We start from the raw sequence: 13,595 nt of genomic DNA, 5'->3' as shown, positions 1-13,595 counted from the left end.
TCAAGTCTACTGAAGTAGACTAAAAATTTTTCGGATTATTTAGTCATCTTTAGATGACTTGAGCTATTAGCAAGGAACTTCAGTTCCTTGCGGGACATGGCTTTTACATTAAGTTGACACCAATGGGCACTGCCGTGCCCCTACGGGTGTACCTCACGTAAACGAGAACTGCTATATGAACAATCAACTCTACGAACAAGATTTTAATCTTTGGCGAGAAAGCATTATTGAGCAGATTAAAGAACATCGTTTTAATGATATAGATTGGGAGCATTTGCTTATAGAATTAGAAGACATGGGAAAGTCAGAGAAACGGTCATTTATTAGTAATTTAACAATCTTGATTGCTCATTTACTCAAGTTAACCGTTCAATCTGATGCTCCTGAGATGATGAAAACAAGCTGGTATAGTTCTCTCACAGAACATCGTTTTCGAGTAAAAAAGGATTTAGAAGAAAATCCTTCTTTCAAAAACTATATTACTGAAGTTATTTCTCAAGCCTATGCCGATGCTCGTAAACTGGCAATCAAAGAAAGTAAAAAAGCTAAATTAGGAGTGAGAAAACCAACGGACGCAGAATATCCTCTTGATTGTCCTTTTCTGATAGAACAGTTATTAGATGAAGATTTTTATGGAGAGAATGATTAAGATTCGTAGATTGGGTTGAATGCACCATGTTGATTGAATCTATTGTGGTGCGTTATATGATGTCCGCTTGATTACTTTAGGACTTACGCAAAAAGTGCTGAAAAGCTTAATTTATCGAACCGCCAAGAACGCCAAGAACGCCAAGAATCGTAGAGTTTGCGTAAGTCCTATACTTATTAAACCTCAAGAACCCCACCCCGCCAAAGCTACGCTTTGTCTCCCCTCCCCGCCTGCGGGGAGGGGCTGGGGGTGGGGTGCAATGACTGTGGGAATGATAACTAATTATCCGGACTTGATATTAGTCTCTGGTGTAATGCAAGCTAATGACGTAACTTGAAATTTTCTGGTTGTGTCATCTTCAGGATAGAATAAAATTTAACAAAAAATGGTTTAGCACGCGATGCCTAAAGCGGGCTACGCCTACGCATTAGTCGGAAGGCAGTAGATTAAAGTTGTGGGTTGCATCAGCGATAATTGCCCGCAGCTACTCAATTACTCTAAAATTAGATTACCCCACCAAAGAACAACCTCCAGATGACCAGAGAATTTAACGTCATTATAGAACGCGACTCTGAGGGTTATTTTGTTGCCTCCGTGCCTAATCTTGCTGGATGTCACACCCAAGCCAAATCTCTAGACGAACTTATAGAGCGGATTAAAGAAGCTATTGAACTTTGTTTAGAGGTTGAACAAGAAAACGCCGAAGCATTAGAGTTTATTGGTGTGCAGAGGGTTTCTGTTCAAGTATGAGCAAGCTACCGAGTTTGACTGGACGGGAAGTAATTACAGCTTTAAAAAAGCAGGTTTTGAGGTAGCAAGAATCCGAGGTAGTCACCATTTTTTGATACACAGTGATGGTCGTCGAACTGTTGTTCCAGTGCATTCTGGTGAAACAATTGGTTCTGGTTTGTTAGCACAGATACTCCGTGACTGTCAGATCAGCCGTGATGAATTCCGGGAACTATTGTAAAAATAGGTAAAATTTACCCTTCTGATGTCATAAATTCTCCTATATATGTAGTGTGATATTCCATTTTTTCTTCAACTAGAACTACTACAATTACTATTGATGCTAGATAATGGGAAAGCTTTGACATTTGCTTGCCAATCTAGCCCGGAAACAATAACTAAGACTTATGCGAACTCACTATTGCGGCGAACTCCGAAAAGAACATATTGGAGAAACTGTTACCTTTTACGGATGGATAGACCGTCGCCGCGATCACGGTGGTGTGATATTTTTAGATTTACGCGATCGCTCTGGAACTGTCCAAATCGTCAGCGATCCGCAACGCACCCCAGATTCTTATGAACAGGCGAACGCCCTGCGAAATGAATATGTTGTCGAAATCACTGGTAGGGTAACACAACGTCCCGATGAATCGCTCAATACCCGCATCCCAACAGGCGAGGTGGAAATCTACGCCGATAAAATTCAACTCCTCAATGCTGTCCGCAAACAGTTACCTTTCCAAGTTTCCGTAGCTGACACCGAGACAGTGCGGGAAGACTTGCGGCTAAAATATCGTTATTTGGATTTACGACGCGATCGCATGGCGCAAAATTTACAACTGCGTCATCAAATTGTCAAAGCCATGCGTCGTTATCTGGAAGATTTGGAAGGTTTTATCGAAGTCGAAACCCCAATACTTACCCGTTCTACCCCAGAAGGGGCGCGGGATTATGTTCTACCCAGCCGCGTCAATCCTGGTGAGTGGTATGCTTTGCCGCAATCACCCCAGCTATTTAAACAATTGCTGATGGTATCCGGCTTAGATAGATATTATCAGATTGCCCGTTGCTTTCGTGACGAAGACTTACGCGCCGACAGACAACCGGAATTCACTCAGTTGGACATGGAAATGAGCTTCATGTCCCAAGAAGAAATTATCGAACTGAATGAAAACTTAGTTTGCCATATCTTTAAAACCGTTAAAGGCATTGAGTTACAGCGCCCTTTCCCCCGCCTCACTTACGCCGAGGGGATGGAACGCTACGGTAGTGATAAACCAGATACACGCTATGGTTTGGAATTAGTTGATGTCTCAGATGTTGTGAAAGACTCTGGTTTTAAAGTCTTTCGGGACACTGTTACAAATGGTGGGATCGTCAAAATCCTGCCCATTCCCAACGGTAACGATGTAATTTCTAATGTCCGCATTAAACCAGGCGGTGATTTATTTAAAGAAGCCAGCGAAGCCGGTGCTAAAGGTTTAGCTTATATCCGCGTCAGGGATGATGGCGAAATTGACACCATTGGCGCGATTAAAGACAACCTTAGCGTTGAACAAAAACAAGAAATTTTACGCCGTACAGGTGCAAAAGCTGGACATTTGCTATTGTTTGGGGCTGGTGATGCTGGTACAGTTAATAAAACATTAGATAAATTACGGCAAGCGATCGCTAGAGAATTTGGCTTAATCGATCCAGAAAAAATCAACTTACTCTGGATTACAGATTTCCCCATGTTCGAGTGGAATGCTGACGAAAAACGTCTAGAAGCACTACACCACCCGTTTACAGCACCACATCCTGATGATTTGAGCGACTTAAAAACTGCACGCGCCCAAGCTTACGACTTGGTACTCAACGGCGTAGAAGTTGGCGGCGGAAGTCTGCGGATTTATCAGCGAGAAATTCAACAGCAAGTCTTTGAAGCAATTGGTTTATCTCCAGAAGAAGCAAAAAATAAATTTGGCTTTCTCTTGGAAGCATTTGAATATGGTACACCACCGCATGGTGGCATTGCCTACGGTTTAGATCGTTTGGTAATGTTGCTAGCTGGCGAAGAATCCATTCGAGATGTCATTGCTTTTCCGAAAACACAACAAGCGCGTTGTTTGTTAACAGATGCACCTTCGAGTGTAGATGCTAAACAATTGAAAGAATTGCACGTTGCTTCGACTTATAAACCAAAGTCTTAGTGAACTAGGGAATTGTCTAAGTAGGGTGGGCATTGCCCACCAATTACCTGAATTGAGAAAGCAAATATTTTTCTTGATTTCACCTCCCATTTCCTTTAACCAAGCAGTATTGGGTGTAAACTGCATTGAAGTAATGAGGACACTCAATGGAAGTTTTCTTGGCTAATATTAATCATCTTGAAAGTGTTTCAGTGCTATTTGATCGGTATCGTATTTTTTACAATCAGGCATCAAACCTTGAAGCTGCCAAGGAGTTTCTCAAAGAACGTTTCAATAATAATGACTCGGTAGTGTTTGCAGCAGAGGACAATGGAGAATTAGTTGGATTTACTCAGCTTTATCCCAGCTTTTCTTCAGTGTCGATGAAACAAGTATGGATATTGAACGATTTGTATGTGGAAGAGTCGTATCGCCGGAGGGGAATTGCAAAGTTATTGATGAGTGTTGCAGAAGAATACGCAAAAGAGAGTGGAGCCATTCGAGTAATTTTAGCTACTCAAATTTCTAACATAACCGCGCAAAAACTCTATGAAGCGCGAGATTACATTAAGAATCAAGAGTTTTACCATTACGCTTTGCGGTTGCAGTAGTCGCATGACAACAAACACACTCAAAGCCTTAGAGCTTTTTGCTGGTATCGGTGGGTTTCGCCTGGGTATGGCAAATGCTAATATTCAAACAGTATGGGCGAATGATATCAATGAACTTTGCTGTAAAGTTTATGAAAGTAATTTTGGCAAAGACTCTATTGTTTTAGGCGATATCAACGATATTCCCATCTTAGACATTCCCAATCATGATATTTTAACTGCTGGCTTCCCTTGCCAACCTTTTAGCCCTGCTGGGAAAAAACTTGGCGTAAGAGATATAGTTAGGGGAACACTATTTGAGCGCATTATAGAAATATTAGACCAGAAGCAGCCAAAATATTTTTTTTTGGAAAATGTCAAAAGACTTTTGACAATGGAAAACGGCTCTCATTTTAGATTAATTTTAAATGCACTTTCTGAATTAGATTATTTTATTGAATGGCGACTAATAAGCCCATTGAGCTTTGGTATACCTCAAAATAGAGATAGAATTTTTATCTTTGGCACCAAATTAAACTCAACAGATATAACAGCGAATACTTTAGAAAGGCTATCAGTTCTTTTGACTAAAGAAGACAATATTTTATTACCAAATACCGAAGTTTCATTGGTAAAATCCATGTTGCCAATCATGACGATGAAAAGGAAAAATGAGAATTGGGGAATTGCCTATAAAAATCAGATGTTCACTCAAAATATTTTGTCATTGCCTAATATCAAACCGAGAAAAAGGCTTCAGGATATTCTTCAGGATGAGTCAATAGTGGATACCCAGTTTGATTTTACTGCCGATACGCTGGAGCGGATTAAGCAAAGTAAGCCTGTAAATCGTTATTGTAATGGAGTTGAAATTTTGTACAACCAAGACGGAGGCGCGAGACTTGGTTATACCATATTCGGAACTAATGGCATTGCATCAACATTGACTGCCTCAACATCAAGGCATTATGAACGCTACCAAGTAGGTGATAAATTTCGACGTTTAACTAATATTGAATATGCCAGACTTATGGGTTTTCCTGATGATTGGTGTCAAGTTGCCAAAATTTACGATCAATACGCATTATTTGGTAATGCCATTGTACCAGCTTGTGTAGAGTGGGTGTGCAAAAGAATCGGTCAAAGAAACTTTGAATTTAGTAAATCTGGTTGGCAACAATTAACTTTGGCTATTTAAAAAATGGAAGTGCTAACCTTATCTTCCCTCAAAACTGCTGCACGGGATTTTTGTGTTGTACTTAGCACAACACCGATTTCTAATTTGTATGGAGTTACAGATGGCAAAGCAGTAGGAACGTATGTTGAGTTGACTTTTAATCAATATTTGTCTATAAATTATGAATACACCCTTGGTAGTGCTGCTTTGGGAATTGATTTTCCCGGATTAGAAGTTGATTTAAAAGTGACATCAATTCGTCAGCCCCAATCTTCTTGCCCCTTTCGGAATGCCAGTCAAAAAGTATATGGATTGGGCTATAATCTGCTGATATTGGCGTATGAAAAAATTGACGATCATAGCTCCCGCACTGCTAATTTAAAATTCCAGAATGTTGTCTTTGTATCAAGAGAAAGAACTGGAGATTATCAAACAACCTACGGGCTATAGCGGTTCCCATTCAGATGCGGTACAACATTACATTACCAGGTGTAGGGGCACGGCACTGCCGTGCCCCTACGGGTATACCTCACGTAAACGAGAACCGCTATAATAGAAATCTTACGCCGTAATGGTAACAAAGAAGATGTAATAGCATTTTTAGAGGAACGCAACTTTCCTTTAGACGAAATTGGGCGTGAAATACTTGCAGAAAAAATTTTGCAGCAACCGCCAGAAATTGGCTACCTAACAATTTCTAATGCACTACAGTGGCGATCGCAATACAGTAGGATTATTCAGGTAGCAACTACGACGGCAACATTAGGTGTAGAAAATCTACTGGTAGGATGAAGGGAATTGATGCTGCTGCCAATAGAATTAAGTTGCTACCCCCAGAATTCCTTATGAGTGAATCTATCATCTTGACAGACGCTGGCTTATTACCAGAAGATTTGTTACCAGATGTTAGTCATCTGGTGACAGAGGACGATGAACCCTTGGATAATCTGCCATCTGAAAAACAACAACGGCTGCTGACAGAAACACTTTACAGTTCTTGGAACGGGCCTAGTAATGCCCAAGGGTTTCTCGTAGCCGCCAATGTGGGGTTGTTTCCCAGTAACAAGCAACCGCCGATTGTGCCTGATGTATTTTTGAGCCTGGATGTACAAGTAGCTGATAACTGGTGGGAAAGACGGCATCGCTCTTATTTCTTCTGGGATTTTGGTAAACCGCCAGAGGTGGTGATTGAAATTGTTTCAAATCGAGAAGGCAATGAAACAGGACGAAAAATCTTAGAGTATGCCAGGATGCGGGTAATGTACTACATTATCTTTGATCCAACTCGACAACTTGGTGGTGAAGTTCTACAGATGTACGAGTTGCGTGGGCGGCAATATCTACCCATGAGTGAGCAATGGCTGACTGAAGTTGAACTGGGTTTATGTTTGTGGGAAGGTGCGTATGAAGGTAAGCGCGATGTTTGGCTGAGGTGGTGTGACGCGACGGGGAATATAATTCCTACTGGTGCAGAACGAGCCGAACAAGAACGCTTACGAGCCGAACAAGAACGTTTACGAGCCGAACAAGAATGCTTACGAGCCGAACAAGAGCGAGAAGCTAAAGAAACTGCTCTGCAACGGGCTGAACGCTTGGCAGCACAGTTACGAGCCTTGGGTGTTGAACCGGAAGTGTGAAGGTGGGGAATGGGGAATAGGGAGTAGGGAGTGGGGTCAATACGGTTCGGTTAACGTTTTGATATTTTGAAGATTCCCCCAACCCACGCCACTTGCTTGATCGCACCCTCTGCGATGGCATTGGTACTAAGAGCAATTAGCTTTGCAGTCAGAAATCAATTACTGCTACTGCGATCGCTCGCATACATCACCAACCAAAATTACTGATTTGGCTTTGTTTGGAGAGCGATCGCATCCCAAATGCAAAGCTGAATCAACAGCTTGAGTTTGCAAGGGATGCGATCGCCATTTAATCTTGTAGCAAATAGTTCTAAACCCTTACAAAGCTCTGTTACCACCGTAGGCATCGCTTCATAGAAAGCGACGGGAAACTCCATCCCCTCGTGGGTGTTCCGGGATAGTCGCCCCGTCGCTTGGGGCATAGGGCATAGGGCATAGGGCATAGGGCATTGGTAGTTTCTTCCCCATGCCCCATGCCCGATTCCCGATGCCCAAAAACTCCATCCCCTTGTGGGTGGAGTTTTTTATACAACAACTCTATTCTTTTTGATGATGAAATCTAATTCCTAAAAAAATGTCATAAACAAACTCAAAAAAGTCTTTTTTCTGCAACAATCCTGAAGTTTGATAACATCCTTTTTCATCTAACAAGGGCTTCATGACATAGTATGCAGGTTGGTAATTATACCAAGGAATAGAAGGCCACAAATGATGAATTAAGTGGTAATTCTGTCCCATAATCAGGATATTGAGAACTTGGTTCGGGTAGACGCGAGCATTTTTCCAGCGATCGCGCTCTGCAAAAGGACGATGTGGCAAATAGTCAAAAAATAATCCTAGTGCTATCCCTACCACAAAAGCTGGTATAAACCAAAAATTCAGAATGTAACCCAAAAAGTGGTATTGCACTGATATATAAACAATTACACCGACAATTAAGCGGCTGATAAACCATTCCAATAGCTCATATTTCCGCCAAAGTCGCCTTTGAAAGAAAAACACCTCATGGTACAAAAACCGCACCGCAATCAGCCATAGTGGGCCACCCGTAGAGACATAATGATCTGGATCATCTTCGGGATGATTGACATGTCCATGATGCTGTAAATGCACCCGCGTAAACACTGGAAAAGCAAAAGCTAGCATCAATGCACTGCCATGCCCTAACATCGCATTCATCACCCGGTTGCGATGGGCTGATTGGTGACAAGCGTCATGAATAACCGTCCCAGCACAATGCAAGGCAATAGTGTTAACGCTAAAGCACAGCCAGTGCGGCCATTCCCAAAGCCAGTAACCAAAGTTAGATAACACCAGCATTGCTACAGCTACTAAAAACAGTAGTAGCGTGGGATTGAAATCACCAGGAGGCGCTAAAAATTCCTTCGCCGGGATTGTCAGTGGCTTTTGTGCCTCCGATGCGATCATCTCTAACATTGACTCCTTCTTAATCAAACATTACAAATATACGATAAAGATTAGGAAAGAATAAAATCTTGTAAAGTTTTGTATAGTAATATTTATCAACAGCTTTGGATATCAGTAGATGAATAACGCTATGATTCAAGACTTGAACTAATCTTTACTGATAAGTGGGGTATGACAATTGGCAAGAAGTTGATGGGATAAACACCTTCGTTGGGAGGATGGATACAAGATTGATGTACTATATCTAATCTATCCCACAGCACCCACTCTCCCATAAACCCTCTCTAACTGTTTATATCTATTGATATAGCAGTGACTGAAAAGGAGATGCCATTTAAGTTACGATGACTTCCCAGATAGCTCCCTAACTTCAGCCCCTATGCAATTAAGAGATTCTCTACGCCGGACAAAAATTGTCGCTACTATTGGCCCCGCCACTAGCAGTCCTGAAATGCTCAAGGCGATTATTGAAGCGGGAGCCACGACGCTGCGGCTAAACTTCTCCCACGGAACTCATGCCGATCATCAGCGTAGTATTCGCTTAATTCGGCAAACCGCTTTTGAACTAAATCAGCCAGTGGCTATACTCCAAGACTTGCAGGGCCCAAAAATTCGCTTGGGGAAGTTTGACAACGGGTCTATAGTTTTGGCAAAAGGCGATCGCTTCACCTTGACAAATCGTCCAGTTGTAGGTATGCAAGAAATTAGCTGCGTCACCTACGATTATTTAGCCGAAGAAGTCCCAGTTGGGGCAAAAATTCTCCTCGATGATGGACGAGTAGAAATGGTTGTGGAGGAAATTAACCGGGACAAAGGTGATTTACATTGTCGCGTCACCGTGCCTGGTAAACTTTCTAACAACAAAGGTGTAAACTTTCCCGGTGTTTACCTGTCAATTAAGGCAATGACCGACAAAGACCGAGAGGATCTGATGTTTGGTCTAGATCAAGGTGTAGATTGGGTGGCACTTTCCTTTGTCCGCAATCCGCAGGACATGATCGAAATTAAAGAACTAATTTCCAGTACAGGCAAGCAAGTGCCAGTGATTGCCAAAATTGAAAAGCACGAAGCCATTGAACAAATGGAGGCGGTTCTGGCTTTGTGTGATGGCGTGATGGTTGCCAGAGGTGACTTAGGGGTAGAATTACCAGCAGAAGATGTTCCGGTACTCCAAAAGCGGCTAATTGCTACAGCAAATCGCTTGGGGATTCCCATCATCACCGCCACCCAGATGTTAGACAGCATGGTGAGCAATCCCCGTCCCACTCGCGCTGAAGTATCGGATGTGGCAAATGCAATTTTAGACGGTACGGATGCGGTAATGCTCTCCAATGAAACTGCTGTGGGTAGCTTCCCTGTAGAAGCAGTGGCGACGATGGCACGAATTGCCGAGCGAATGGAGCAGGAGGAAGCCCAACACTTAAACTTACGTTCTTCCAGAGATGCACGGCGCTCCATTCCCAATGCTATTAGTCAAGCTGTGGGTCAAATTGCCGAACAACTAGGCGCAGCAGCAATCATGACCCTAACGCAAACAGGGGCAACAGCTCGCAATGTCTCTAAGTTCCGTCCCCATACACCGATTTTGGCAGTGACACCTCATGTGAATGTGGCGCGACAGCTACAAATGGTGTGGGGAGTAAAACCTCTGTTGGTGCTAGGATTACCTTCCACAGGTCAGACATTTCAAGCTGCGATCAACGTGGCTCAGGAACTGAAGTTACTATCTGAGGGAGATTTAGTAGTAATGACGGCTGGCACACTCCAGGGAATTTCCGGCTCCACAGATTTGATTAAGGTAGAGGTGGTAACGGCAATATTAGGTCACGGAATTGGACTAGGACAAGGTTCAGTCAGTGGTCGCGCACGGGTGGCTAATACTGGTATGGATGTTAGTAACTTTAATCCTGGAGACATATTAGTTGCACCCCGCACTAGTGCCGATTTCGTCGAGGCAATTCGGAAAGCTGCCGGGATTATTACGGAAGAGGAAAGTCTTACAAGCCACGCAGCAATCATTGGCTTGCGTCTCGGTGTGCCAGTGATTGTCGGCGTGAAGCACGCAACCCAGGCGATTCGGGATGGGGCGATTATAACCCTGGATCTGCAACGGGGTTTGATTTACTCAGGGGCGGTGAGAACGGCTTAGAAGTGGGGAGTGGGGAGTGGGGATTGGGGAGATGAGGGAGATGAGGGAGATGAGGGAGATGAGGGAGATGAGGGAGATGAGGTGTAACCAATGCCCAATGCCCAATGCCCAATGCCCAATGCCCAATGCCCAATGCCCAATGCCCAATTACTTTATCAAACAGTTGCGATCGCTACCCCAAGCCATCCAGCAAAGTTTTGCTGCTGTGTGAAGTCAGGATGCTCAACAGGCTTTACCTGATACCGAGTGGGATGGGGTGAGGCGAGGATGATGGAATAAGTACGGAGTTCGTCTTGGTGGAAAACTGTGACTTCAATTTTCTCGTTTGGTTGGTAATCTTTGAGGCGATCGCTTAAGCCACCCGCCATTATCTTAATCCCATCAATTGCTAGCAACTCATCACCTGCATCAATTCCCCCTGCTTGTGCAGGTGAACAAGTTTCCACAAACTTAATAATCTCCCGCCCATTCTCTGTATTTATTCTCACACCCAAGTAAGGTTCTTCCTGCTGATCGGCTATCAACTGCAAGCCAAAGGGTTCTAAATACTGATTTAAGGGCAAATCGTCAGTGCCATCAATGTAGCGTTTAAAGAAATCAGTCAAATCGATTCCTGCTACAGATTCTATAACTTCCTGCAACTGTTCTGGGGTATAGCCAATTTCAGCTTGCCCAAATTGCTGCCACATTTTCAGCATCACGTCATCGAGCGATCGCTGATTGTCGTGAGTAGAGCGAATCAGTAAATCCAGCAACAACGACACCATTTCTCCCTTTAAATAGTAGGAGATTTGAGAATTACCGCTATTGGCATCCGGGCGATATAGTTTTATCCAGGCATCAAAACTCGACTCAGAAACAGGTTGTACCTTGCGCCCCGGTGTCATTTCATATCTGGTAATTTCCTTACCCAATTTATTCAAATACGACTGAACATCATAAATTCCTGCCCGTAAAGGAACTAACAAGTCGTAGTAACTAGTAGTACCCTCACAAAACCACAATGATGGTGTGTAGTTTTCCTGGTCATAATCAAAAACCTCTAATGCTTTTGGGCGAATTCGCTTGACATTCCACAAGTGAAAGAACTCGTGTGCTACCAATTGGATAAAGCGATCGTACTTATCCTGAGCGCGAAATCCAAAACGCTGGTAAATTAAGGAGCAAGAGTCTTTATGCTCCAAACCGCCAAAAGCTTGGCTAAATAAATGTAGTAGAAACACGTATCGTTCATAAGGCAAACCGCCGAACATCTGCGCTTCTACCTGAATAATTTTTTGAATATCAGCAATCATCTGCTGGGCTTGGAGATTTCCTTGCCCCCAGATTGCCAGTTCATGGGGTTTTCCCAAAACCTCAAAATTATACAATTGGTGGCGACCAATCTCAAACGGAGTATCAACAAGAGTATCAAAATCGCCAGCCAAGAAAGTATTTGTTTCCTCACCAACCGTTGGCAAGGCAGTAGTTACCTGCCATTCCGGGCGTGGTGGTACGATGGTAACCCGAATGGGTTGGTTCTCCCACCCCGTTATTCTAAAAAATAGTGCCGCACCGTTAAAATAACCGTGGCTTGGATCTAAATGATTTGTCCGTACCGATAGCTCATTCGCAAAAATGCGGTAACGTACAGTTAATTCTGAAATAGCCTTTTTGTCTACCTGCCAGTGATTTTTACTGATCTTCCGCCAAGGTAAAGGCTTACCCTCTGCAAAAGCCCCAAAATCCTGTAAATTCTTGGCGTATTCCCGGACTAAGTAGGAACCGGGTGTCCACACCGGTAGTTTTAAATCAAGAATCGGCGAGTGGTAATCGACAAGGTGTAAAGTCACCTCAAACAGATGGGTTTCTGGTTGGGACATTGCCACCAGATAATGAATCGTTGGTCCGGTTTCCTGAACATAGATATTGGGACGAGTTGCTGTTGCTTCAGTCATCTTGTGTGCTGAGTTAATACTCAATGATTAATGGGATTGGTGATTTCTCCTATCATGACAAATTCGCCTTTTAACTTTTGACTTCAAATCGAGACGGCGGCTATTTGCTGCGGCTGGTAGTCAGAACCAAGTTTGTTGGCACAAAACCCAGTATCCCGTACTTGATTTGGTTCAATTGTTTTTCCCCAGTCCAAAGGAGCCACTACATACTGTATCGCTCCTTGCTGCTTAAAATCTGCGTTCCAAAAGTTATTAATCTTAGCTTGATTCATCTTAAATGCCAGTTGCCAGTTATTAACCTTGGTATTACCCTGATTTGTAATTTTGAAGCTGATACAAAATCCAGTTTCCCAGTTGGAATTGATGTCAATAGTGACTTTTAGTTGAGCATTACTAGTAGTAGATGGGGAGACACAAGGAGTTGGAGTTGGGGAAACAGGAGGATTACTCGGTTGAACTGGCGGTTGAACTTGTACAGGTGGGAGCAGTTGGGACAGTAATTGCTGTTTAGATAGATCAACACTTTGCCAATCATCTAATAAAATTCCGCCTGTATCACTACTATTAGGATTCCAACTCCAGTAAGTAAAGCTCAAGTTATTTTTTTGAATGTATTTCACCAACTCATTTTGCCAAATTCCTTCTTTGGAATTTAAGTCTACTTGCCGTCCCCCAAACTCCCCAATCAAGATGGGAGCAATATTCTGACTAGCGATATAGTTAAATCCTATTTGCCAGCGAGAAATCAGATTTTTAGGAAAGTTAGAGGCAGAAAAGTAGGGCTGATTGTACACCCCAGCGCCGTACTCATGAGGAGAATAGACTAGCTTATGAGAACGAGATAAACGTACTGGGAAGCGTTTCACACCTTCTAAATTTCCACCATGCCAATGCTGTGGCAGTTTTTGACCGGGGACATTCTTTTCCACTCCTTCAACAACAATTAGCCAATTAGGATTAACGCCCAGAATCGCATTGCCTGCACGTTCTGCTGCTAGTCGCCAGTCAGTACTTATATTATTATCACCCCAGCTAGCTTTCCCGTGAGGTTCATTTTTTAAGTCTGCGCCAATAACGTTAGTTTGATTCTTGTATCGGATTGCTAACATTGTCCAAGTATCAATC

The 13,595-nt window shown here is 43.0% G+C and carries 16 protein-coding genes; 12 read left to right on the top strand and 4 right to left on the bottom strand.

Annotation, left to right across the window (positions count from 1 at the left end; genetic code table 11):
• Window positions 1–175 precede the first annotated feature (175 nt).
• The 10 genes from LC574_RS05485 (at window position 176) to LC574_RS05445 (ending at window position 7,163) form a co-directional block, all read left to right on the top strand.
• Complete coding sequence (locus tag LC574_RS05485) at window positions 176–649, top strand: DUF29 domain-containing protein (RefSeq protein WP_229451864.1); 474 nt, start codon at window positions 176–178, stop codon at window positions 647–649.
• Between the two features lie 534 nt (window positions 650–1,183).
• The gene (locus tag LC574_RS05480; RefSeq protein WP_100900333.1) at window positions 1,184–1,399 is read left to right on the top strand and encodes a type II toxin-antitoxin system HicB family antitoxin; all 216 of its coding nucleotides are present in this window, start codon (window positions 1,184–1,186) and stop codon (window positions 1,397–1,399) included.
• Window positions 1,371–1,619 (top strand): type II toxin-antitoxin system HicA family toxin, encoded by a 249-nt coding sequence (locus tag LC574_RS38465; protein WP_229451863.1) that lies wholly within the window; start codon window positions 1,371–1,373, stop codon window positions 1,617–1,619. Before LC574_RS05480 ends, LC574_RS38465 begins: the two co-directional genes overlap by 29 nt.
• Before the next feature lie 166 nt (window positions 1,620–1,785).
• Window positions 1,786–3,573 (top strand): aspartate--tRNA ligase, encoded by a 1,788-nt coding sequence (aspS, locus tag LC574_RS05470; RefSeq protein WP_229451862.1) that lies wholly within the window; start codon window positions 1,786–1,788, stop codon window positions 3,571–3,573.
• A 146-nt stretch (window positions 3,574–3,719) separates the two neighbouring features.
• Window positions 3,720–4,163: a GNAT family N-acetyltransferase gene (locus LC574_RS05465; RefSeq protein WP_229451861.1), complete on the top strand. Its 444-nt coding sequence runs from the start codon at window positions 3,720–3,722 to the stop codon at window positions 4,161–4,163.
• 4 nt (window positions 4,164–4,167) lie between these two features.
• Window positions 4,168–5,340 carry a DNA cytosine methyltransferase gene (locus LC574_RS05460; protein WP_229451860.1) on the top strand — a complete coding sequence of 391 codons (1,173 nt, stop codon included), beginning with the start codon at window positions 4,168–4,170 and terminating at the stop codon, window positions 5,338–5,340.
• Window positions 5,341–5,343: 3 nt separating this feature from the next.
• Complete coding sequence (locus tag LC574_RS05455; protein ID WP_229451859.1) at window positions 5,344–5,769, top strand: restriction endonuclease; 426 nt, start codon at window positions 5,344–5,346, stop codon at window positions 5,767–5,769.
• Window positions 5,770–5,979: 210 nt separating this feature from the next.
• Window positions 5,980–6,111, top strand: a complete 132-nt coding sequence (locus tag LC574_RS37800) for a hypothetical protein (protein ID WP_267871424.1) — start codon at window positions 5,980–5,982, stop codon at window positions 6,109–6,111.
• A 53-nt stretch (window positions 6,112–6,164) separates the two neighbouring features.
• A complete protein-coding gene (locus LC574_RS05450; RefSeq protein WP_229451858.1) occupies window positions 6,165–6,956 on the top strand; it encodes a Uma2 family endonuclease in 792 nt (263 codons plus the stop codon).
• 66 nt (window positions 6,957–7,022) lie between these two features.
• Window positions 7,023–7,163: a hypothetical protein gene (locus LC574_RS05445; RefSeq protein ID WP_229451857.1), complete on the top strand. Its 141-nt coding sequence runs from the start codon at window positions 7,023–7,025 to the stop codon at window positions 7,161–7,163.
• Here the strand turns inward: LC574_RS05445 and LC574_RS05440 are convergent.
• Window positions 7,157–7,399: a hypothetical protein gene (locus LC574_RS05440; RefSeq protein ID WP_229451856.1), complete on the bottom strand. Its 243-nt coding sequence runs from the start codon at window positions 7,397–7,399 to the stop codon at window positions 7,157–7,159. The two genes, LC574_RS05445 and LC574_RS05440, sit on opposite strands and share 7 nt — an antisense overlap.
• Before the next feature lie 94 nt (window positions 7,400–7,493).
• Window positions 7,494–8,384, bottom strand: a complete 891-nt coding sequence (crtR, locus tag LC574_RS05435) for a beta-carotene hydroxylase (protein ID WP_229451865.1) — start codon at window positions 8,382–8,384, stop codon at window positions 7,494–7,496.
• A gap of 379 nt (window positions 8,385–8,763) precedes the next feature.
• On the opposite strand from crtR, the gene pyk reads away from it, so the two are divergent.
• Both pyk and LC574_RS05425 read left to right on the top strand, forming a co-directional pair.
• Window positions 8,764–10,533 (top strand): pyruvate kinase, encoded by a 1,770-nt coding sequence (gene pyk / locus LC574_RS05430; protein ID WP_229451855.1) that lies wholly within the window; start codon window positions 8,764–8,766, stop codon window positions 10,531–10,533.
• Between the two features lie 16 nt (window positions 10,534–10,549).
• Entirely contained in the window at window positions 10,550–10,744 is a 195-nt protein-coding gene (locus tag LC574_RS05425) for a hypothetical protein (protein WP_229451854.1), read from the top strand.
• On the opposite strand, the gene LC574_RS05420 is transcribed toward LC574_RS05425, so the two are convergent.
• Window positions 10,689–12,470 (bottom strand): M61 family metallopeptidase, encoded by a 1,782-nt coding sequence (locus LC574_RS05420; RefSeq protein ID WP_229451853.1) that lies wholly within the window; start codon window positions 12,468–12,470, stop codon window positions 10,689–10,691. The two genes, LC574_RS05425 and LC574_RS05420, sit on opposite strands and share 56 nt — an antisense overlap.
• 83 nt (window positions 12,471–12,553) lie before the next feature.
• Window positions 12,554–13,595 (bottom strand): cellulase family glycosylhydrolase (locus LC574_RS05415; protein ID WP_229451852.1); only part of this gene is annotated, 1,042 nt, incomplete at its 5' end.

Origin of the sequence: Nostoc sp. CHAB 5715, from assembly GCF_020829685.1 — a bacterium.
In the GTDB taxonomy this organism is placed as follows: Bacteria; Cyanobacteriota; Cyanobacteriia; order Cyanobacteriales; family Nostocaceae; genus Nostoc.
This window is presented reverse-complemented; position numbering and strand designations above follow the sequence as displayed.

Coding starts and splice junctions, on each gene's coding strand:
- aspS (WP_229451862.1), top strand. CDS start 1,786: ATGCGAACTCACTATTGCGGCGAACTCCGAAAAGAACATATTGGAGAA.
- LC574_RS05450 (WP_229451858.1), top strand. CDS start 6,165: ATGAGTGAATCTATCATCTTGACAGACGCTGGCTTATTACCAGAAGAT.
- LC574_RS05440 (WP_229451856.1), bottom strand. CDS start 7,399: ATGCCCTATGCCCTATGCCCTATGCCCCAAGCGACGGGGCGACTATCC.
- LC574_RS05485 (WP_229451864.1), top strand. CDS start 176: ATGAACAATCAACTCTACGAACAAGATTTTAATCTTTGGCGAGAAAGC.
- LC574_RS05455 (WP_229451859.1), top strand. CDS start 5,344: ATGGAAGTGCTAACCTTATCTTCCCTCAAAACTGCTGCACGGGATTTT.
- crtR (WP_229451865.1), bottom strand. CDS start 8,384: ATGATCGCATCGGAGGCACAAAAGCCACTGACAATCCCGGCGAAGGAA.
- LC574_RS05460 (WP_229451860.1), top strand. CDS start 4,168: ATGACAACAAACACACTCAAAGCCTTAGAGCTTTTTGCTGGTATCGGT.
- LC574_RS05465 (WP_229451861.1), top strand. CDS start 3,720: ATGGAAGTTTTCTTGGCTAATATTAATCATCTTGAAAGTGTTTCAGTG.
- pyk (WP_229451855.1), top strand. CDS start 8,764: ATGCAATTAAGAGATTCTCTACGCCGGACAAAAATTGTCGCTACTATT.
- LC574_RS05480 (WP_100900333.1), top strand. CDS start 1,184: ATGACCAGAGAATTTAACGTCATTATAGAACGCGACTCTGAGGGTTAT.
- LC574_RS05420 (WP_229451853.1), bottom strand. CDS start 12,470: ATGACTGAAGCAACAGCAACTCGTCCCAATATCTATGTTCAGGAAACC.